At 72.7% G+C, this 19,605-nt stretch carries 15 protein-coding genes; 12 read left to right on the top strand and 3 right to left on the bottom strand.

All coding sequences use genetic code 11. The features are described 5' to 3' along the window. Window positions 1-153: 153 nt before the first annotated feature. Together ACZ6W9_RS09615 and ACZ6W9_RS09620 are read left to right on the top strand one after the other, a co-directional pair. The gene (locus tag ACZ6W9_RS09615; protein WP_470117221.1) at window positions 154-2,964 is read left to right on the top strand and encodes an ATP-binding protein; all 2,811 of its coding nucleotides are present in this window, start codon (window positions 154-156) and stop codon (window positions 2,962-2,964) included. Window positions 2,965-3,439: 475 nt separating this feature from the next. Further along, window positions 3,440-3,853: a hypothetical protein gene (locus tag ACZ6W9_RS09620; RefSeq protein WP_389968846.1), complete on the top strand. Its 414-nt coding sequence runs from the start codon at window positions 3,440-3,442 to the stop codon at window positions 3,851-3,853. A gap of 113 nt (window positions 3,854-3,966) precedes the next feature. On the opposite strand, the gene ACZ6W9_RS09625 is transcribed toward ACZ6W9_RS09620, so the two are convergent. Continuing rightward, window positions 3,967-5,079 (bottom strand): ABC transporter substrate-binding protein, encoded by a 1,113-nt coding sequence (locus tag ACZ6W9_RS09625; protein WP_470117223.1) that lies wholly within the window; start codon window positions 5,077-5,079, stop codon window positions 3,967-3,969. Continuing rightward, the gene (gene map, locus ACZ6W9_RS09630; protein ID WP_470117225.1) at window positions 5,076-5,885 is read right to left on the bottom strand and encodes a type I methionyl aminopeptidase; all 810 of its coding nucleotides are present in this window, start codon (window positions 5,883-5,885) and stop codon (window positions 5,076-5,078) included. The genes ACZ6W9_RS09625 and map overlap by 4 nt, the downstream gene beginning before the upstream one ends. Before the next feature lie 625 nt (window positions 5,886-6,510). Here map and ACZ6W9_RS09635 point away from each other — a divergent pair. From ACZ6W9_RS09635 to ACZ6W9_RS09680, 10 genes are all read left to right on the top strand, one after another. Continuing rightward, window positions 6,511-8,691, top strand: a complete 2,181-nt coding sequence (locus ACZ6W9_RS09635) for a glycoside hydrolase family 18 protein (protein ID WP_470117227.1) — start codon at window positions 6,511-6,513, stop codon at window positions 8,689-8,691. Window positions 8,692-8,851: 160 nt separating this feature from the next. Then, window positions 8,852-9,967 carry a GntR family transcriptional regulator gene (locus ACZ6W9_RS09640; protein ID WP_389968838.1) on the top strand — a complete coding sequence of 372 codons (1,116 nt, stop codon included), beginning with the start codon at window positions 8,852-8,854 and terminating at the stop codon, window positions 9,965-9,967. Window positions 9,968-10,019: 52 nt separating this feature from the next. Beyond that, the gene (locus tag ACZ6W9_RS09645) at window positions 10,020-11,312 is read left to right on the top strand and encodes an extracellular solute-binding protein (protein WP_389968836.1); all 1,293 of its coding nucleotides are present in this window, start codon (window positions 10,020-10,022) and stop codon (window positions 11,310-11,312) included. 2 nt (window positions 11,313-11,314) lie between these two features. Then, window positions 11,315-12,241, top strand: coding sequence for a carbohydrate ABC transporter permease (locus ACZ6W9_RS09650; RefSeq protein ID WP_389968834.1), 927 nt, complete (start codon window positions 11,315-11,317; stop codon window positions 12,239-12,241). Beyond that, on the top strand, window positions 12,234-13,046 hold the full coding sequence (locus ACZ6W9_RS09655; protein ID WP_389968832.1) for a carbohydrate ABC transporter permease: 813 nt from the start codon (window positions 12,234-12,236) through the stop codon (window positions 13,044-13,046). Before ACZ6W9_RS09650 ends, ACZ6W9_RS09655 begins: the two co-directional genes overlap by 8 nt. Before the next feature lie 29 nt (window positions 13,047-13,075). After that, window positions 13,076-14,083: a Gfo/Idh/MocA family protein gene (locus tag ACZ6W9_RS09660; RefSeq protein ID WP_389968830.1), complete on the top strand. Its 1,008-nt coding sequence runs from the start codon at window positions 13,076-13,078 to the stop codon at window positions 14,081-14,083. Next, entirely contained in the window at window positions 14,080-14,850 is a 771-nt protein-coding gene (locus ACZ6W9_RS09665; protein ID WP_389968828.1) for a sugar phosphate isomerase/epimerase family protein, read from the top strand. Before ACZ6W9_RS09660 ends, ACZ6W9_RS09665 begins: the two co-directional genes overlap by 4 nt. Then, window positions 14,847-16,313, top strand: a complete 1,467-nt coding sequence (locus ACZ6W9_RS09670; protein WP_470117231.1) for a beta-N-acetylhexosaminidase — start codon at window positions 14,847-14,849, stop codon at window positions 16,311-16,313. Before ACZ6W9_RS09665 ends, ACZ6W9_RS09670 begins: the two co-directional genes overlap by 4 nt. Window position 16,314: 1 nt before the next feature. Further along, complete coding sequence (locus ACZ6W9_RS09675) at window positions 16,315-17,340, top strand: NAD-dependent epimerase/dehydratase family protein (RefSeq protein ID WP_389968824.1); 1,026 nt, start codon at window positions 16,315-16,317, stop codon at window positions 17,338-17,340. Window position 17,341: 1 nt separating this feature from the next. Continuing rightward, window positions 17,342-18,349 (top strand): dihydrodipicolinate synthase family protein, encoded by a 1,008-nt coding sequence (locus tag ACZ6W9_RS09680; protein WP_389968822.1) that lies wholly within the window; start codon window positions 17,342-17,344, stop codon window positions 18,347-18,349. Between the two features lie 94 nt (window positions 18,350-18,443). Here the strand turns inward: ACZ6W9_RS09680 and ACZ6W9_RS09685 are convergent, their stop codons facing one another. Then, window positions 18,444-19,589 (bottom strand): mandelate racemase/muconate lactonizing enzyme family protein, encoded by a 1,146-nt coding sequence (locus ACZ6W9_RS09685; RefSeq protein ID WP_389968820.1) that lies wholly within the window; start codon window positions 19,587-19,589, stop codon window positions 18,444-18,446. Between the last annotated feature and the right edge of the window lie 16 nt (window positions 19,590-19,605).

Genomic DNA, 19,605 nt, shown 5'->3' on the forward strand with positions numbered 1-19,605 from the left:
GGAGGCCCTGGGGCCCGTTTCCGGAGGTTCCGCGGCGGAGATCCGTACCGTGCCCGCCGGTGTGACCCACCGCCTCCCCGGAGGCGCCGGGTCGCACCGGACGGGCGGGCGGTCCGGTTCCCCGCCGACCCTCTGACGGGGGTGCGGCAAACTATGACGGTGGTTGCAGGAGCGGACATCTCACCTCGGGAGGCCGAGGTGCTGGAACTGGTCGGGGCCCATCTCAGCAACGCCGAGATCGGGGCACGGCTGTACATCTCAGTGCGCACCGTGGAAAGCCATGTCTCCTCGCTGCTGCGCAAGCTGGAGGCTCCGGATCGGCGCGCGCTCGCCCGGCGCGCACCCGAGCCGTCCGGCGCCGGCCCGTCCCACCCGGCACCGGTTCTGCCGACCTCGCTGACCTCGTTCGTCGGCCGGGAGAGCGAGCGGGCCGAACTGACCGAGCTGATCAAGGCGCACCGGCAGGTGACCGCGACCGGTCCCGGCGGCGTGGGCAAGACCCGGCTCGCGCTGGCGGTGGCCGCGGAGGCGGCCGGCGAGTACGCCGACGGGGTGTGGTTCGTCGACCTGGTCCCGGTCACCGACCCGGGAATGATCGCCACCGCGGTCGCCGGGGCACTCGGCCTCGGAGAGCAGCCCGGCCGCGACATGACCGCATCCGTGGTCGGCGCGCTGGCCGACCGTCAGGCGCTGCTGGTGCTGGACAACTGCGAGCACGTGGTGGACGGGGTGGCGCTGTTCCTCGGGCGGCTGCTGGCGGCGTGCCCCCGGGTGACGGTGCTGGCGACCAGCCGGGCCCGGCTGATGGTGCCGTTCGAACGGGTGTATCCGGTCCCGCCGCTGTCGCTGGCCGCCGACGGAGGGTCGGACGCGGTCGCGTTGTTCATGGAGCGGGCGGCGGCGGCCGGCCGGCCGGCGGATCTCCTGCGGCGCGATCGGATCGCCTCCGTCTGCGAGCGGCTCGACGGGATGGCGCTGGCGATCGAGCTGGCCGCCGCCCGGTATCCCACGCTCGGGCTGGACGGCATCACCGCCGCGCTGTCCCATCCGCTGCGGATGCTCACCGGCGGTTCCCGCGCCGACGAACGGCACCGTTCGGTACGGGCGGCGCTGGACTGGAGCCATGCCCTGCTGGAGCCGGCCGACCGGGCGCTGCTGCGCCGGGTGTCGGTGTTCGCGGCGTCGTTCACCGCCGCCGCGGCGGCGGAGGTGACCGGGGCGGAGGAGGGCATGGTCGCCGACGTCCTGGCCCGGCTCGCCGAACAGAGCCTGCTGGTGGTGACGGCCACTCCGGACGGTACGGAGTACCGGGCGCTGGAGACCATCCGCCAGTACGGCACGGAGCGGCTCGCCGAGGCGGGCGAGCTGGCCGGCGCCCGGTCCCGGCACCTCCGCTGGTGCCTGGAGCGGGCCGCCGGCCTGGCAGTGGCAGGACCGGACTGGCGGGCCCGGTTCGACCTGGTGGCGGACGACCTCCGCGCGGCCCTGGTGTGGGCGGCCGACCGGCCGGAGCGGCGCGCGGACGCCTGCGAACTCGCCCGGCACCTGGCGGAACTGTCCTTCACCCGCAACCTGGTCGGGGAGTCGCAGCGGCACTTCGAGCAGGCGGCCGAGCTCGCGACCGACCCCGCCGTCACCGCGTCGATGCTCCGGCAGGCCGCGGCCGTGGCCGGCTGCCGGACGGCCGGGGATGACATGTACCGCCTTCATCTCGCGGCCGCGGACGCCGCCCGCAGGTCCGGCGACTCGGTCGGCGCCGCCGCCGACCTGGCGACCGCCGCCACCGTCGCGTTCCGGTTCTCGACCACGTTCGTGCGCCTCCCGTCCGGGGAGGAGGCGCTCGAGCTGGTCGCCGAGGCGCGGGAGCGGGCCGGCGACGACCCGGTCGCACAGGCCGCGGTCGCCCTGGCCGAGGCCGCGGTGCTCGCCGACGCGTTCGGCGCCGCCCAGGGCCCGCCCGGCAACGCCGTACCGGAGACGACGGCGTACGCCGAGCGGGCGGTCGAGCTCGCCCGCCGGACCGGTGACCCGCTCGCGGAGTCGGCCGCGCTCGACGCGCTCACCGGCGCTCAGAGCTGGGCCGGTGACACGTTCGCCACCGCGGCCACGGCCCGGCGCCGGATCACGATCCTGTCGTCCATGCCGATCTCACCGGCCGGAACCCACGAACTGATCGACGCGCTCGGCATAGCCACCGAGGCCGCCCTCGGCGCGGGGGATGTGCGGGACGCCCGCCGATGGGCACGCCGGCTGGCCGGCCATCCGTCACTGGCGGAGGTCGGTCACCGCGCCACATGCCGGCTGCTGATGGTCGACGCGCTGGTGGGCGACGTCGACGAGGTGCTCACCGGCGGCGTCCGGTTCCTCGACGCGTGGCAGCGGGCGGGCAGCCCGTCCCGGTCGCTTCTCCGCCCGGCGGCGGCCGCTGTCGCGATGATCCACGATCTCCGTGACGACCACGCCGCCCGACGCGAATGGCGAGAAGTCCTGGATCGGCTCGGCGCGACACCGGAGCACACCTTCGGCTACGGTGCGGTCTTCGACTCGATGGTCCTCCTGCACCGCGGGCGGGCGTCGGAGGCTCTGCTGCGGATGGCCCCCGAGCCTGAGCAGGTGTGGAAGTGGGTCACCTGGATCTGGCACCACTGGTATGTCGCGCTGCGTGCCGAGGCCGCCGTGCTCGCCGGGAGTCCCGGCGCGTGCGACCGCCTGGCCGAGGCCCGGACCATCGTGGCCGGCAACCCGGTCGCCGGTGCCATCGTCGAGCGGGCACGGGCGCTGTTCGACGATGACCGGGAGCGGTTGCTCGCCACGGTGGACGCGTTCGACGCCGCCGGCTGCCGCTACCAGTCCGCACGGACGCTGGTGCTCGCCGGCGGCGACCACGCCGCCCGCGGCGCGGCCGTACTGGCCGGCCTCGGCTTCGCCCCGATGGCCCCGCCCGTCCGCCCGGCAGCGCCATGAGGCCCACGCTGCGGCATCACCACAGGTCAAAGCCATATCCGACCGAAACTTCGTGAGTGCCACCGAAAACCCTTCAGGCTCCTCCCGCAGCCCGGCCACCGGGGATCCGGCTCCGTTGACCCAAGGTCGTCCGTCCCTTTTCGCGCAGGACCAAAAGGCATTGCGGCCGGGATTCGGCTGGGGAAGCATTACCGCCACGGGCCGATGGGACGTCGTCTCATCCGTCTCACGAAGGACGGCGCACTGTCGACCCCCTGCCGGGCGCAATCATCTCTCAACGGCTCAGAAAGGGTGGTGACAGCCATCCGGCCCATGAGCGATTTATCTGCAGATAGCGGAAAGATCGGTCACCCCCGGCTGTCACCGACACCCGGACAGCACGATGCTCACGTTCTGTACTCCTGTGCTTGAGCACGCGTGCCGGCTTCCCCGAACCGTCCGGCACTCCACCCATTCCCTTGTGAAGGAGACCGTCATGCCCATCGCCGTCTCAGCCCAGCGCAAGCCGATACGGAAGACCAGGAACGTTCTGGCCGCGGCTCTGGCCGCGGGCGCGGTAGCGATGATCTTCTCTCCCCAGCCCGCGTCCGCGGACGGGGTGGTCCGGACCTACTGCGAGAGCGGCCGTGCGTGCGCCATCGACACGGGCCCATCCCCGGACAAGGTCTGGAACGCCCTTTGGTGCGGGTTCCACAACATGGGAGATGAGGGCTTCAACGACAAGACCGATAGATACCAGACGAGCGGCAACAGGATCCAGTTCGGTAACTACAAGGGGTCTGGCGACACCCACACCACGTCCAGCTTCGTCTGGGATTCGATTCTTCCCGCGAACAGCAGTGGATCCGTCCCTGCGAACAAGTACGACGCCATGTGGGTGTACTGCTGATCAGCGGGCCCGGGTGACGCCGAGCGGAGAGAGGCCACTCGTCGTCCGGGCCCGCTGACCAGCGCGGACGCCCTACTTTGCGTCTGGCGACACCGATCCGGGCGCCGGGCCTCTCAGCCGGTGTGAAGGACCCGGAAGTGATCCGGTCTCGCCGGGTCCCGATCGACGACCTGGATCGGCGCCCAGGCCCACTGCCGGACGCCGATGCCCGGCACGCGGGAGAACCGGATCGGCCCGCGGGTGCCTTCGACCTCGACGCGCGGCCAGGCTCCGGCGATGCGCGCCCGGTCCGTTCCGTGGGACCGCAGCACGTCGGCGAGGACGGCGACCGTGTCGTACCCCTCGAAGGCGACGAAGGAGGGCGCTTCGGCCAGCCGTTCACGCAGGGCCGCCTCGACCCGTGCGCCGAGCGGCCCGAGGCGCTCGGGCAGGTAGCGCAGGAACGGGATCGCGGCACCCTCGCCGCCCAGCGCCGTCGCCCATCCGGCGAACTCCGGCTGCCCGGCCGGAGCGCCGATCATGACCTCGGCGAGGCGCCGGTCACGGCGGACGGCCCTGACGATCGGCATCGCCGGCTCCGGGTGGCCCACCAGCAGGAGGAGGGCCGTCGCACCGTCGGCGGCGAGTCGGTCGCACACCTCCGCGGGGGTGAGCGCGCTCACGTCGAGTTCGGCGACGGCGCCGCCGTGGGGAGCGAGGTGGTCCCGCAGGATGCGGGTCCCGGAGGCCCAGTAGACGCTCGGCTGGGTCGCCACGGCGATCCGGCGGTGGCCCGCGCCGAGGAGGAAGTCCGCGTAGACCCGCCAGCCGCGCGACTGCGCCGGGGCGAGGCGCGCGACCCGTTCCGTCGGCTGTTCGGTGAGCGCGTCGAGAACCGCCGACGAGCAGAGGAACGGCAGGCCGAGGGCGTCGGCCCTGGCCGCGGCGGCGCGGGCGACGACGCTGTGGTACTCGCCCGCCAGGGCGGCCACGCCCAGGCGGGCCAGCTCGTCCACGGCCTCCGCGGCCCTCTGCGGATCGGCCGCGGTGTCCCGGACCACCAGGTCGAGGGGCCTTCCGGCGATCCCACCGGCGTCGTTGACCTCGTGGACGGCCAGTTCCAGTCCGGCGAGCAGATGCCGGCCCGCCTCGACCCAGCCGGGCCGGGTCAGCGGCACGAGGACGCCGATCCGTACGGATGACTCGTCGGTCCGCTTCGCTCCGGGCGATGACGGTCGCGGGTTCATGCGGCGTCCTCTCCCGTGTGACGGTTCCGCCGGCTCTGCGCCGGCAGGGTGAGGATCTCGGCTCCGTCGTCGGTGATGGCGATCGTGTGTTCGCTGTGGGCCGTCCGGCAGCCCGTCGCGCTCCGGAGCGTCCACCCGTCGGCGTCGGTGACGAGTTCGGCGGTGTCGGCCATGACCCACGGCTCCAGCGCGAGCAGCAGCCCGGGACGCAGCGTGTATCCGCGGCCGGGCCGTCCGGCGTTCGGGACGTGCGGGTCCTGGTGCATCGTCGATCCGATGCCGTGGCCGCCGAACTCGGTGTTGATCGGATATCCCGCCTCGCGGAGGACGGTGCCGATGGCGTGGGAGATGTCGCCGATGCGGGCCCCGGGCCCGGCGGCGGCGATCCCCGCGGCCAGCGCGCGTTCGGTCGCATTGATCATCGCGACGCTCTCCGGGGGCCGCGTGTCGCCCACGATGAAGCTGATGGCGGCGTCCGCGGCGACTCCGCCCCTGGAGACGGCGAGGTCGAGGCTCAGCAGATCGCCGTCGGCGAGCGTGTAGTCGTACGGCCGTCCGTGGAGCACGGCGTCGTTGACGGCCGTGCAGATGTGGTGGCCGAACGGGCCGCGCCCGAAGGACGGCGCGTAGTCGACGTAACAGGACAGCGCCCCCGCCTCGACGATCATGTCCTTGGTCCACCGGTCGATGTCCATGAGGTTCGTGCCCACCGCGCTGCGGCTCTTCAGCGTCTGCAGGATGTCGGCGACCAGGGCGCCCGTGTCCTTCGCGCGGGCCAGCAGGATGGGGCTCAGGATCTCGATCATGCGGCGTCCTTCTCACGTAACCAATAGCTATACCGGCCATACTATACCGGTATAAGAATCGGAGGCATGTCCGGGCCGCCGTCCGCTCCCGCGGAGGCCGAGCCCGGACGACGTCCCGGCGTCTCCCGCGCCGGACCGCGCCGGACCGCGCCGGACCGCGCCGGACCGCGCCGGACCGCGTCGGACCGCGTCGGACCGCGTCGGACCGTGGGGGACCGCTCGACGCCCGGCGCCGCGCGTGTCCCGCCGGAAGGCCGCCGGTCGCGGGTCGCGGGCACCCGCGAGCCCTTGCGCTCCGTTCCGCGCCTGGCGATCGGGGGCGGGAATTCATGCCATTTTTCTCCTCTTGTTTGAGGGCTATTGTTTCGCCATCTTACGGATCCACTGTCCGGATATTTCGTGACCCGGTGTTAATTCATTCCTATTGGAGGTGGCTTCCATCAGAGCCAGCAAGCGGTCCGCCGGGTTCACCCGGTGGGGGAAACGCTTCCCCGATCCGGTCCCCGTGTTCGAAGCGGGCAGATCCCGTCCGTCTCCCACCCCGGCGGACGGAAACGGGAAACCGTTCCCCGTAAGGAGAGGAAGGGGCGGGCACGCGGGGCTGCCCAGGATCGCCGGCGCGCTCATGCTCGCCATGACGGCCGTGCCGATCGTCACGGCGGCCCCGGCCGCCGCCCGCGCGGCGGACCCGCCGTCGGTGGTGATCGACTCCTCCGAGGCCGCCCCCGGCGTCGTACGGCTCGCCGGGCGCTTCACCGGGGCGTACGACGTGTCCGTCGTGGTGAACGGCGAGCGGATCGAGCGCGCCCGGGTGAGCGACCCGGACGCCGACGACAGCGGGACATGGTCGTACGACCTGGACACCGGCGCGATGGACGGTGAGATCGAGGTCTACGCCAAGGCGACGGCTGCGGAGACGCGGTACGGCACGTGGTCGGAGCCGCTCACCCTGCGGGTGGACGACCCGCGGGCCAGGGCGCCCGAGGTGTCGATCGCAGAGCCCGCCGACGGGGCGCGGCTCACCCGGCCCACGCCGGTGCGGGTCGACGTCGCCGGGGCGGACGTGCGTTCGGTGCGGGTCCGGGTCAACGGCGGCCCCTGGCGGCGTGCCGCCGGCGCCGGGGGACGGTACGTCGCGCTGGTCAAGCCGGCGGAGCACGGCGACGTCATGGCGAGCCTGGAGGCGGAGGCGGTCGACGCGCGCGGCCACGTCTCCAGGTCGGCCAGCAGGTACGTGGCGTTCGGCGCGGCGAAGAAGGAACGCCCGGTGCCGCACCGCCAGGACCGGGCGATGTGGATCTGGGAGAAGGCGTCCTACAACCTCGTGCTCAACCCCGGGTCGCGCCGCCTGCTGGAGACCGTTCTCCCGCCCGGCTCGACGATGTACCTGGGCGTGGACACGTACGCGGGACGCGACATGATCGAGGACGCGCGTCCCGGACTGCGCGATCTCGTGGCCTGGGCGCACCGCCGGAAGATGAAGGTGCACGCCACGGTGGCGGGCGGGACGCGCCCGCCCTACCTCGGCGCGCTCTCCCGATACCGCGACCGCGCCGTCGGGGAGATGGAACGGGTCCTCGACTACAACCTCTCCTCGAAGCCGGCCGAGCGGTTCGACGGGATCAACGTCGACATCGAGCCGTACAGCCTGCCCTGGTTCAACAGCGCCAAGCCCGACGTGCAGATCCAGTGGCTGGACACCCTCCGCGCGATGATCGCGCGCCGGGACGCCTCCGGGCAGCCCCTGCTGTTCGGCCCCGCCGTACCCCGCTGGCTGGACACCTCCGCCTGCTGCACGGACATCCCGTACGGCGGGACCGTCCGCGCCATGTCCGAGCACGTCCAGGACATCAGCGACTACATCGCGATCATGGACTACCGCGACCAGGCGGACGGCGGCGTCGGCATCATCGCGCAGGCCGCCGGTGAGATCGCCTACGCCGGGCGGATCGGCAAGCCGCTGTCCGTGGTGGTGGGGGTGGAGACGCTGGACATCGCGACCAGCGGCGACCCGTCCAGCATCACCTTCCGCGAGGAGGGCAGGGACGCGCTGGAGGCGGAACTGGCGAAGGTCTACCGGGCGTTCTCCGGCGACCCCGCCTTCGCCGGGGTGGCGCTGCACCACTACGACTCCTACCGGGAACTGCCCACGATCTGGGGCCCCTCGGCGCGATGGCCCGCGCCGCCCGCCGACTCCGGGCCGCCCACGGGCGTCGGGTCGCCGCCGAAGGCCGTCGCCTTCGACCACGCCACGGTCGACCTGACCTACGGGCGGGCGCGCGACGACACCGAGGTCGACTTCTACGAGGTGCACCGGTCGGCGGAGCCGGGTTTCACGCCCGGCCCCGGGACGCTCGCCGGCAGGGCGCGCGGCCTCACCCACACCGACACCGGGCTGCTGCCCGGCACCGCCTACCACTACCGGATCGTGCCCGTGGACGTGGCCGGACACCGCGGTCCCGCGTCCGACCCGGTCACCGTGACGACCGGCGCCACCGACCTGCGTCCCATGGTCGTGGAGTCGATGACCGTCACCCTGGAGGGCGGTGCGGCGCGGGTGAGACTGCGGGTCGTGGACGAGGAGACCGGGCGGCCGGTGGCCGCCACGGTGCGCGGGCGGTTCACCTTCTCCGCCGGGCGCTACGTGACGGTGACCGCGGACGCCGACGGCTGGGCCACCGCGACGTCGGAGGCGCTGAAGCAGCCGACCGGCGAGGTCGGCTTCGCCGGTCACCGGCTGACCGCCGCCGGCCACTACTGGGCCGGCGCCTACGACCGGGGCAGGGACGTCACCGCCCGCTGGTGACGCCCGCCCCGCCGAAGGGCCGTCTCCCGTCGGAGGCGGCCCTTTCGTCATCCCTAAAGGAATGAATTCATCCCCTTTTAGAGGTAAAAAAGGGGATGAATTAGCATTGACATTGCCCCTGTTTGACGAGAAGAATCCCGTTATGGAGCCACCTGATGGAATGAATTCCCTCCCCAGGGGAAGACGATTCCGCACCCTCGCGGCGCGCCTGCGGCAGGAGATCGTGCAGGGCCGCTGGCCCGTCGGCGGCAGACTGCCGACCGAGGCCGAGCTGGCGCAGACCTACGCGGTCGGGGTGAACACCGTGCGCCGCGCGGTCGACCTCCTGGTCGAGGAGGGGCTCGTCCGCCGCCGCCAGGGATCGGGCACATTCGTGGCGACCTCCGTCACCGCCGGGGCCAGGCCACGTCTCATCGGCGTGCTCGTCCCGTCGAACACCTACTACTTCCCCCAGGTCGTCCAGGGCATCGAGCGGGCGGCCAACGCCGCCGGAGTACGACTCGTGCTCGCGTGCTCCGACTACGACCCCGACGTCGAGCCGGCGCAGATCCAGCAGCTCATCGACGTCGGAGTCGCCGGTCTGCTGCTGGTGCCCAACCTGCACCTCGTGGCCGACCCCGACGCGCACCTGGCCCGTCTGCGCGAACTGCCGGTGCCGTACGTGCTGGTGGAGCGGCGGCCGTCCGACCCCCGCCCGGCCGACCCGACCTCGTACGTCTGCACCGACGTGCACGGCGGCGGCTACGCCGCGGTCCAGCACCTCAGCCGGCTCGGCCGGAGCCGGATCGGCTACCTCGGCCGGCTCGGCACCGCCAGCTCGGAGCAGGTCTTCGCGGGATACCGCCAGGCCGTCGCCGACCTGGGGCTTCCGGAGATCCCGGAGGCCGTGGCCAGGCAGCCCGTCTGGACGGGGACCGACATGCTCGCGTACGCCAACTCGCTGGTCACGGAGAAGGTCCGCGCGGTGGTGTGCCTCGGCGACCGCGAGGCGACCACGCTCCTGCCCTACCTGCGCCGGGTCGGCCTCACCGTTCCCGACGACATCGCCGTGGTCGCCTACGACGACGAGGTCGCCGATCTGTCCGAGGTGCCGCTCACCGCGGTGTCGCCTCCCAAGGCCGAGGTGGGCCGCATGGCGACCGAACTGCTGCTCCGCCGGATCGAACTCGGTCCCGTCGCCCCGGTCTGCCGGGTCGTCCTGCAACCCCGCCTGGCCGTACGGGCCTCCTGCGGAGCCGCCTCCGGGAGCCTCGTCGAGGTCCGCGTCCCGATGTGACGCGGCCGTCACCCTCACCCCCTTCCCCCCTTTGTTCCTGTTGGAGGTCCCAATGAGAGTGCGCACGCTCGCCGCCGCCGCGGCGGCCGTCCTCACCATGGCCGGCACGGCGTCATGCGGCGGCTCGGCAGACGACTCCGGAGCGGTCACCCTGAAGCTCGGCTTCTACGCCGCCGCCGGAGACAAGGCCGACACGACCATGCGGGAACTCGTCAAGGAGTTCACGGCCGCCAACCCGTCGATCAAGGTGCAGCTCGAGGTCGCCCCCTACGTCAAGTTCTTCGAGCGGCTCCGGACCCAGATCGCCGGCGGCCAGGCGCCGCAGGTGTGGCTGTCCGACGGCGTGCTCGTGCAGGAGTTCGCCGCGCGGGGCGCCCTCGCCGACCTGACCGACCGGGTCAAGACCGTCAACGCCGCCGACTACTCCGGCATCGAGCTGAACCAGGACGCTCAGGGCCGGATCCACGGTTTCCCCCAGGGCGCCCAGACCCCGGTGCTCTTCTACAACAAGAAACTGTTCGCCGAGGCCGAGGTCGCCGAGCCGACGGCCGAGTGGACCTACGACGACCTCGCCGCGGCGGCCAAGAAGCTCACCAAGGACACCAACGGCGACGGCAAACCCGACACCTACGGCTTCCGCGCGTACTCGCCGGGCTTCACCGAGAGCTGGTGGCCCGTCATCAAGGCGTTCGGCGGTGATATCGTCACCGACGGCAACCGCAAGGTGGTCGTCGACAGCCCGCAGTCCACGGCCGCGCTCGACTGGATGCTCGGCGCGATGGGCAAGGACGGCTTCGCCCCCGACTACGTGACCACCGAGGCCATGGGCAAGGGCGTCGTCCACACGTTGTTCGCCACCGGCCGGGTCGCCATGTCGTACGGGATCTACGCCCGCACCCTGCCCGCGGTGAGCGCGGGCGTCGACTTCGGGGTGGCGCCGCTGCCGAAGGGCCCGGCCGGCCGCGGCAACGTCGCGATCGTCAACTCCTGGGTGGTCAGCAAGGCGGCCTCGCAGGCGCAGGCCGACGCGGCGTGGAAGTGGATCACCTTCTTCTCCGGTGAGGGCCCGCAGCGCAAGTGGGCCGAGCTCGGCGAGGCGATCCCGATCAACAAGAAGGTCGCCACCACGGCCCTGCCCGCCGACCGCGGCAAGGTGTTCCTCGAATCGCTCGACGCGGCCACCGACCTCGGCACCAACGCCGTGTGGTCGGAGTACACCGAGGCCCTCGCCAAGCGGATGAACGAGGCGCTGTCGGGCACCACGCCCGTCGCCACCGCGCTCCAGACGGGGCAGAAGGAGTCCCAGGAGGTCATCGACCGCTTCTACGCGGGGCAGACCCAGTGACGGTGCTCACCAGAGGGACCGGGAAGGTGGCCGCCGAACAGCGGCCACCCGCCCGGCGACGGCACGCCGGCGAGCGGATCTGGGCGTTCGCCTTCGCCTCGCCCTACATCCTCCACCTGGTCGCGCTGGCCGCCTGGCCGCTGCTGGCCTCGCTGTTCTTCAGCATGACCGACTACGACCTGATGGCCCCGCCACGGTTCGCCGGGTTCGACAACTTCACCCGGCTCTTCGGCGACCCGGTCTTCTGGCGGACGCTCGGCAACACCGCGTACTTCGCCGTGCTGTTCGTGCCGACCCAGACGGCCCTGGCCCTGGCCCTGGCGATCGCGCTCAACCAGCGGCTGCGCGGCATGGCCCTGTTCCGCGCGGCCTACTTCGTCCCGGTCGTCTCCTCGTGGGTCGTCGTCGCGTACGTCGCCGACGCGGTCTTCAACCCGCAGACGGGCATCGCCAACCAGGTGCTCGGCCTGTTCGGGCTGCCCGCCGAGAACTGGCTGCAGGACCCCGCGCTGGTGATCCCCACGCTCGCGGCGGTCGCGGTGTGGAAGGGCGTCGGCTACATGACGGTGCTCTTCCTCGCGGGCCTGCAGGCCATCCCCGAGGACCGCTACGAGGCCGCGAAGATCGACGGTGCGTCGGCCTGGAACCGGTTCCGGTACATCACCCTGCCGGGCATCTCCGGCACCACGTTCCTGGTGCTGGTGCTCACCTCCATCGAGACCCTGCAGTCCTTCGAGCAGGTCTTCGTGATGACCGACGGCGGCCCGCACGGCGCGAGCGAGCTGACCGTGCTCTACCTCTACCGGCAGGGCTTCCAGTTCTTCCAGATGGGCTACGCCTCGGCCATCGCGTGGGTGCTGTTCGTGCTGGTGCTCGCGCTCACCATGGTGCAGTTCCGGCTCCAGCGCAGATGGGTTCACTATGCGTAAGACCGTTTCCTACGCGCTGGTGCTCGCGGGCGCCGCGGTCATGCTGCTGCCGTTCGTGGCGGCCCTCGGAAACTCGCTCAAGAGCTTCGCGCAGTACATCCAGGTCCCGCCGACGTGGATCCCCGACCCGTTCCAGTGGGACAACTACGCGGAGGTGTGGCGGCGTACCCCGTTCGGGCTCTACCTCGTCAACAGCCTCGTGATCGCGGTCCTCGCCGTCGCCGGCAACGTCCTCACCAGCGCCATGGTCGGGCACGCCCTGGCCAGGATGCGCCTGCCTGGCAAGCAGACGCTGCTCACCCTGGCCCTCGGGACCATGATGCTGCCGACCGTCATCACGATCGTCCCGAACTTCCTGCTGTTCCGCTCGCTGGGCTGGCTGGACACCCTGCTGCCGCTCATCGTGCCGTACTGGCTGGCCACGCCCATCGGGATCTTCCTGATGCGGCAGACGTTCCTCGGCATCCCCAAGGACTTCGAGGAGGCGGCGGGCCTCGACGGGGCCAACCCCTGGCAGGTGTTCTGGCGGGTCCACCTCCCGCTGGCCAAACCCGCCCTGGCCACGCTCGCGGTCTTCACCTTCACCACGTCGTGGAAGGCCGTGCTGGAACCCACCATCTACCTCACCTCGCCCGAGAACTACACGCTGCCGGTCGGCGTGCTGAGCCTCAAGGGGGAGTTCGTCGGGAACGACCAGCTCGTCACGGCCGCGGCGATGATGAGCCTGCTGCCGATGCTGGTCGTGTTCGTCCTGGCCCAGCGTTACTTCGTCCGCGGAACCATGTCCGCGGGACTCAAGGGCTGAAAACCCTCATCCGTTCGAGGAAGGAAATCGTGACCACAACATCCGGGCTGCGCCTGGGCGTCATCGGCGCGGGCACCATCGCGGAGTTCCACGTGGCCGCCGCCCGCCGGACCGCCGGGCAGGTGAAGATCGCCGCGGTGTGCGACGTGCGGGCCGAGGCGGCGGAGAAGCTGGCCGTGGAGGCCGGCTCCCGCGTCTTCACCGACCACCGGGCGATGATCGACGCGGGCGGCCTCGACGCCGTCGTGATCACCGTCCCGCACGCCCTGCACGCTCCGATCACCCTGGACGCCGCCGCGGCCGGGCTGCACGTGCTCGTGGAGAAGCCCATCGCCACCACGCGCGGGGACGCGGTCCGCATGATCGAGGCATGCCGTACGGCCGGCGTCGTGTGCGCGGTCGGACACGTCCTGCGCTTCGTTCCGACGCTGCGCACCGCCGCGGCCTTCCTCGCCTCGGGCGAGCTCGGTCACGTCGTGGTGGCCTCGGAACGGCGCACCGCCGACTACGCCGACCCGTCACGGCCCCGCTGGTTCCTCGACGCCGACATGGCCGGCGGCGGGATCGTGCTCAACGTCGGCACCCACAGCATCGACAAGCTCCAGATGCTCGTCGGTTCGCCGATCGTCGAGGTCACCGGCCACATCGCCGGGTCCGCCGGCGGATCGGTGGAAACGGAGGCGGTGGCCCTGGCCAGGCACGCCGACGGCGCCCGCTCGACGATCTCCGTCACCGGCACCGGCCTGCCGTTCACCGACGAGGCCGAGATCGTGTGCGGCGAGGGCGCGGTACGGATCAGCCGCGGCGAGGGCGTCTGGTCCTTCCGCGGCGGCGTCGCCACCCAGGTCGCCGCACCCGAACCCGGCGAGATGGCCAGGGCGTTCGCCGCGCAGCTCACCGACTTCGCGCGGGCCTGCGCCGCGGGGACCGCACCCGAGGTCACCCCGGAGTACGCGCTCTCCGTCCTGGACGTCGCCCTCGCCGTCTACGAATCCGCCCGTCACGGTTCCACCGTCACAGTGAAGGGACAGATGTGAACCCGCTCGCGTTCAGCACGCTCGGCATGCCGGGCGCCTCCGCCGACGAGGTGATCGCCACCGCCTCCCGGTACGGCTGCGCCGCCGTGGAACTGCGCTGCGCCGACGGTGAGATCGTCTCGCCGGAGACGTCCCCCGGCGACCTGCGCGCGGTCGCCCGCGCGTTCGCCGCCGCCGGGGTCGGGATCGTCGCCGTCTGCTCCTACACGCGCGTGGCCCGGCCCGACGGCGACCCGGTGGCCGAGGTCCTGCGCCACGTCGAGATCGCCGAGGCGCTCGGCTCGCCGTACGTGCGGGTCTTCGGCGGGGTCGAAGGGCAGGACGGTCCGGCGGCCGCCGCGACCCGCAGACTCGCGGAGGTGGCCGACCGACTGCCGGACAACGGCGTCGACGTGCTGCTGGAGACCCACGACGTCTTCCTCACCGGCGAGGCGATCGCCGGGGTCCTCGCCGGGGTCGGCTCGCCACGGATCGGGGCGCTGTGGGACGTGGTCAACCCGTGGCGCGCGGGGGAGACCGCCGCCGCCACCGCGGACACGCTGGCGCCGTACCTCAGGCACGTGCAGATCAAGGACGCGGCGACGCCCACCGAACTGGCGCCGGTGCTGCCCGGCCGGGGCGCGGTGGGGGTGCCCGGCGTGCTCGCCGAACTCGGCCGCATCGGCTACTCCGGCTACCTCGCGCTCGAATGGGAACGCGCCTGGTACCCCGACGCGCCGCCCATCGGAGAGGCGCTCACCGCCTTCCGTGAGGTGCTCGGGCGATGACCTCCCCGGTGAGCCCGCCCGCGACCCTGCAGGTGATCCCGCGGGTCGGCTCGTGGCATCCGGCGGAGGGGCGGTTCCCACTCGGCCGGGGCACACGGGTGCGCGGCCCGCACGCCGGGACGGCGCGGGACCTGCTCGGGCTGGACGCGGACGGCGACGGCCCCGGTGAGATCGTCCTCCGCCTCGTGACCGACCCCTCCCTCGGGGAGGAGGGCTACGTCCTCGCCGTCACCCCGGAGGAGGCCGTGATCGCCGCGGCGGGCGCCGCCGGGCTGCGCTGGGGCGCCCAGACGCTGCGCCAGCTGCACGGCCCCGGCGGCGTGCCCTGCGGCACCGTCCGCGACGTGCCCAGGTACGCGTGGCGCGGCGTCATGATCGACGTGGCCCGCTGGTGGCGCCCGATCTCCTTCCTGCGCGCGTACGTCGACCTGCTGGCGCTGCACAAGTTCAACGTCCTGCACCTGCACCTCACCGACGACCAGGGCTGGCGGTTCGAGGTGCACGGGCACCCGCGGCTCACGGGGATCGGCGCCCACCGCGCCGAGTCCCCGGCCGGGCACGCGCGGGAGGGCAGGTCCGACGGCACCCCGCACGGCGGCTTCTACACCCAGCGGGAGCTGCGCGACCTGGTCGACCACGCGGCGGCGCGCGGTGTGACCGTGCTCCCCGAGATCGAGTTCCCCGGACACTCCCAGGCCGCGATCGCCGCCTGCCCCTGGCTCGGCCACCCGTCCGCGAGGCCCGTCGAGGTGCGGACCTCGTGGGGCATCTCCTCGCACGTGCTCAACGTGGGCGACCGCGCCGCCGGGTTCGCCCGCGACGTGCTCGACGAGCTGAGCGACGTCTTCCCGTCCCGGTTCGTCCACATCGGCGGAGACGAGGTCCGAGGCGACGAGTGGGCCACCAGCCCCGAGGCCGCGCGGAAGGTTGCGGACGCCGGGCTCGCCGGCCCCGCGGCCCTGCACGGCTGGTGGGGCCGGCTCCTCGCCGATCACCTGCGCGGGCTCGGCCGCCGCGCGGTGGCCTGGGACGACATGCTCGACCACGACCCGCCCGAGGACATGGTGATCATGGCCTGGCGGGGCGCGGACCGGATCGAGGCGGCGTCGCGGGCGGGACACGAGGTGGTCGCCGCGCCCCACACGCACACCTATCTCGACTACGCCGAGTCGGACGCCCCCGGTGAGCCGGTCAGCATAGCCGGGCCGCTTCCGCTGGAGACCGTCTACGGATTCGACGCCGGCGAGGCCGTCCTCGGCACGCAGGCGCAGCTGTGGGGCGAGTACCTCCCCACGAGGGAACGCTTCGACTACAACGCCTTCCCCCGCCTCTGCGCCGTCGCCGAAGCCGCCTGGTCCTCCGGCCGGGACATCGGCGACTTCACCCGGCGGCTGACCGCCCACCTGCCGCTCCTCGACCGGCTGGGCGTGCGCTACCGGCGGCCGCACGACGAAGGAGCATGACATGTTCACATCCGAGCGGGAGCTTGAGGACCGGCTGGCCACCCCCTCGGCCGCGCTGGTCGCCGACGCCGCCGAACTGGACGGCGACCTCGTCGTGCTGGGCGCCGGAGGCAAGATGGGGCCGAGCCTGGTCCGGCTGGCCCGGCGCGCGCTGGACGCCGCGGGGCGGGACTCCGCCCGCGTGTACGCCGTGTCGCGCTGGTCGGACGACGAGGCGGCGCGGGCCCTGGCGGACGAGGGCGCCGACGTGGTCCGCCACGACCTGATGGGCGGCGACGACCTCGCCGCGCTGCCCGACGCGGCGAGCGTCGTCTTCATGGTCGGGGCCAAGTTCGGCACGTCGGCCGCGCCGTACCAGGCGTGGGCGGTCAACGCGGCGCTGCCCGCCGCCGTCGCCCGGCGCTACCGCGACTCGGCGATCACGGCGTTCTCCACCGGCAACGTGTACCCGCTGGTGGACGTGGCCTCCGGCGGCAGCGCTGAGGACGACCGGCCGGGACCGGTCGGCGAGTACGCGATGAGCTGCCTCGGCCGGGAGCGCATCTTCGAGCACGCCGCCGCCGTGTACGGCACCCGGGTCGCGATCCTGCGCCTCAACTACGCGGTGGACCTGCGTTACGGCGTGATCGCCGACATCGCGGCCACGGTGGCCGCGGGCGAGCCGGTCGACGTCACCACCGGGCACGTCAACGTCGTGTGGCAGGGGTACGCCAACGAGGTCGCGTTGCGCTCGCTGCGGCACGCGCGCGCCCCGGAGGCGTTCACGCTCAACCTGACCGGCCCGGAGACCGCCTCGGTGCGGCGCACGGCGACCCGCCTCGCCGCCGCGCTCGGCGTCGAGGCGGCCTTCGGCGGCGACGAGAGCGGCACCGCCCTGCTGAGCGACGCCTCCCGCTGCCACGGCCTGTTCGGCTATCCGGACGTGCCGCTGGACACGCTGATCGCGTGGCAGGCCGACTGGCTGGCGCGCGGGCTGCCCCTGTCCGGGAGACCGACGAAGTTCGCAGTCCGCGACGGGAGGTTCTGAGGTGTCGATCGACCTGCTCAGGGCGGGAACGGTCATCCCCGCCCATCCGCTGGCGCTGACCGGGGGGCGCACCCTCGACGAGCGCCGCCAGCGCGCGCTCACCCGCTACTACCTCGCCTCGGGAGCGGGCGGCGTGGCCGTGGCGGTGCACACGACGCAGTTCGAGATCCGCCAGGCGGGGCTGCTCCGGCCGGTGCTGGAGATCTCCGCCGACGTGGTGGCGAAGGAGGCGGAACGGCCCTTCGTCATGGTCGCCGGCGCGTGCGGCGACACCGCCCAGGCCGTCGCCGAGGCGGAGCTCGCGGCCTCCCTGGGCTACCACGCCGTACTGCTCTCGCCCAAGGTGCCCGGCGCCGGCGAGCCGGAGCTGCTGGAGCGTGCCAGGGCCGTGGGCGAGGTGCTGCCCGTCATCGGCTTCTACCTCCAGGAGGCGGTGGGCGGGCGCAGGCTCAGCCCGTCCTTCTGGAGCTCGCTGAGCGAGCAGGAGTCCCTGGCGGCGATCAAGATGGCGCCCTTCGACCGTTACCGTACGGTCGACGTGGTCCGGGCCGTGACGGCGTCGGGGCGCGGCGACGACATCGCGCTCTACACCGGCAACGACGACAACATCCTGGCCGATCTGCTCACCCCCGTCGCGGGGCGCCGAGTCGTCGGCGGGCTGCTCGGCCAGTGGGCGGTGTGGACCCGCGCGGCGGTGCTCATGTTCGAGGAGGTACGGCGGGCCTGGGCCGGCGACGACGAGGTCCTCCGCTCCCTGCTGGGCCGCGCCGGCGACCTCACCGACGCCAACGGAGCCGTCTTCGACGTGGCGGGAGGCTTCCGCGGCTGCATCGCCGGGGTCCATGAGGTGCTGCGCGGGCAGGGGCTCCTGGCCGGCACCTGGTGCCTCGACCCGTTGGAGGGGCTGTCCCCGGGGCAGGCCGGGGAGATCGCCCGGGTGCGCGCCGCCTACCCCTGGCTGTCGGACGACGACTTCGTCGCCGCCCGCCTGGACGACTGGCTGCGCTGAACACGTGTGAACGGCGGCCCGGGGCCGGGGGAGTGCGTCCTCCGGCCCCGGGCCGTGGTCGTGGTGCGGTGCGTGTGACGCGGTGCGCCGCCGGTCAGGCGCTCCAGTGCGCCGTGGAGAGGGCGCGGACCGCGTCCTCGTCCACCTCGACGCCGAGGCCCGGCCCGGTGGGCACCAGGGCCGTGCCGTCGACGACCTCCACCGTGCTCCCCCCGACGTACGCCGAGCGGACGAACTGCCGCCCGTTGAGATCGACCGGGGTGTCCACGCCGAACGCGGCGAACAGGTGCAGTGAGGCGGCGAACCCGAGATCGGTGTCGGTCAGTCCCGAGCCCATGACGCGCAGCCCCGCGTCCTCGGCGAGCTGGCACAGCCTGCGGGAGAGCGTGAGGCCGCCCGACCGCTGGACTTTCGCGATGGCGATGTCGATCGCGTCGAGCTTCACGAACGTGGCCAGGTCGGAGGGGTGGCGCAGGCTCTCGTCCAGCGCCACCGGCAGGGGGCTGTGGTCGCGCAGTCTGCGCAGCCCGGTGAGGTCGTTGGCGGGCAGCGGCTGCTCGAACGCCGACACGTCCAGGTCGGCGAGCCTGCGCGCCATGCGCAGCGCGCCGTCCACGGTGTACGCCTGGTTCGCGTCCACCCAGATGGGCGCGTCCGGGGCCGCCTCCCTGACCGCCGCCACGACGGAGACGTCCGTCGCCTCGTCGTGCAGGCCCACCTTGACCTTGTAGGCGTGGTAGCCCTGCGCCCGCCCCTCCTCGACCGCCTGCCGCACCTCGCCGGGGGTCTGGCCGGCCACGATCCAGCCGAGCGTGATCCGGTCGAGGCGGCGCTGGCCCCACAGCACGCCGACGGGGACCCCGAGGGCCCGGCCGAGCAGGTCGTGCAGCGCGATGTCGAGCGCGGACTTGGCGATGGGGGAGCCGATCGTCAGGCCGCGGTTGATCACCTTCTCGTAGGCCGCGCAGGCACCGTCCAGGTCCCACGCGGGTCGTCCGACCAGGGCGGGAGCGAGATAGCGGGCGATCGTCGTCGAGATCGACTCCACGGTCTCGTAGGTCCAGGCGGGCGTCGGCGTCGCCTCCCCCCAGCCGGTCCGCCCGCCGGCCGTCACCTTGACGAGAACCCGCTCGGCGGGCTTTCCCGCCGTGGTGACGCTTCCTCCGGAAATGCTGAACGACCGGATGGACGGCAATTCCACGACGAATACGTCGACCCGCTCTACGACCAGCGACTCCATGCTTCTCCAATGGGGA

The organism is Streptosporangium sp. NPDC053982 (genome assembly GCF_055585205.1).

Coding starts and splice junctions, on each gene's coding strand:
- ACZ6W9_RS09615 (WP_470117221.1), top strand. CDS start 154: ATGACGGTGGTTGCAGGAGCGGACATCTCACCTCGGGAGGCCGAGGTG.
- ACZ6W9_RS09620 (WP_389968846.1), top strand. CDS start 3,440: ATGCCCATCGCCGTCTCAGCCCAGCGCAAGCCGATACGGAAGACCAGG.
- ACZ6W9_RS09625 (WP_470117223.1), bottom strand. CDS start 5,079: ATGAACCCGCGACCGTCATCGCCCGGAGCGAAGCGGACCGACGAGTCA.
- map (WP_470117225.1), bottom strand. CDS start 5,885: ATGATCGAGATCCTGAGCCCCATCCTGCTGGCCCGCGCGAAGGACACG.
- ACZ6W9_RS09635 (WP_470117227.1), top strand. CDS start 6,511: ATGCTCGCCATGACGGCCGTGCCGATCGTCACGGCGGCCCCGGCCGCC.
- ACZ6W9_RS09640 (WP_389968838.1), top strand. CDS start 8,852: ATGAATTCCCTCCCCAGGGGAAGACGATTCCGCACCCTCGCGGCGCGC.
- ACZ6W9_RS09645 (WP_389968836.1), top strand. CDS start 10,020: ATGAGAGTGCGCACGCTCGCCGCCGCCGCGGCGGCCGTCCTCACCATG.
- ACZ6W9_RS09655 (WP_389968832.1), top strand. CDS start 12,234: ATGCGTAAGACCGTTTCCTACGCGCTGGTGCTCGCGGGCGCCGCGGTC.
- ACZ6W9_RS09670 (WP_470117231.1), top strand. CDS start 14,847: ATGACCTCCCCGGTGAGCCCGCCCGCGACCCTGCAGGTGATCCCGCGG.
- ACZ6W9_RS09675 (WP_389968824.1), top strand. CDS start 16,315: ATGTTCACATCCGAGCGGGAGCTTGAGGACCGGCTGGCCACCCCCTCG.
- ACZ6W9_RS09685 (WP_389968820.1), bottom strand. CDS start 19,589: ATGGAGTCGCTGGTCGTAGAGCGGGTCGACGTATTCGTCGTGGAATTG.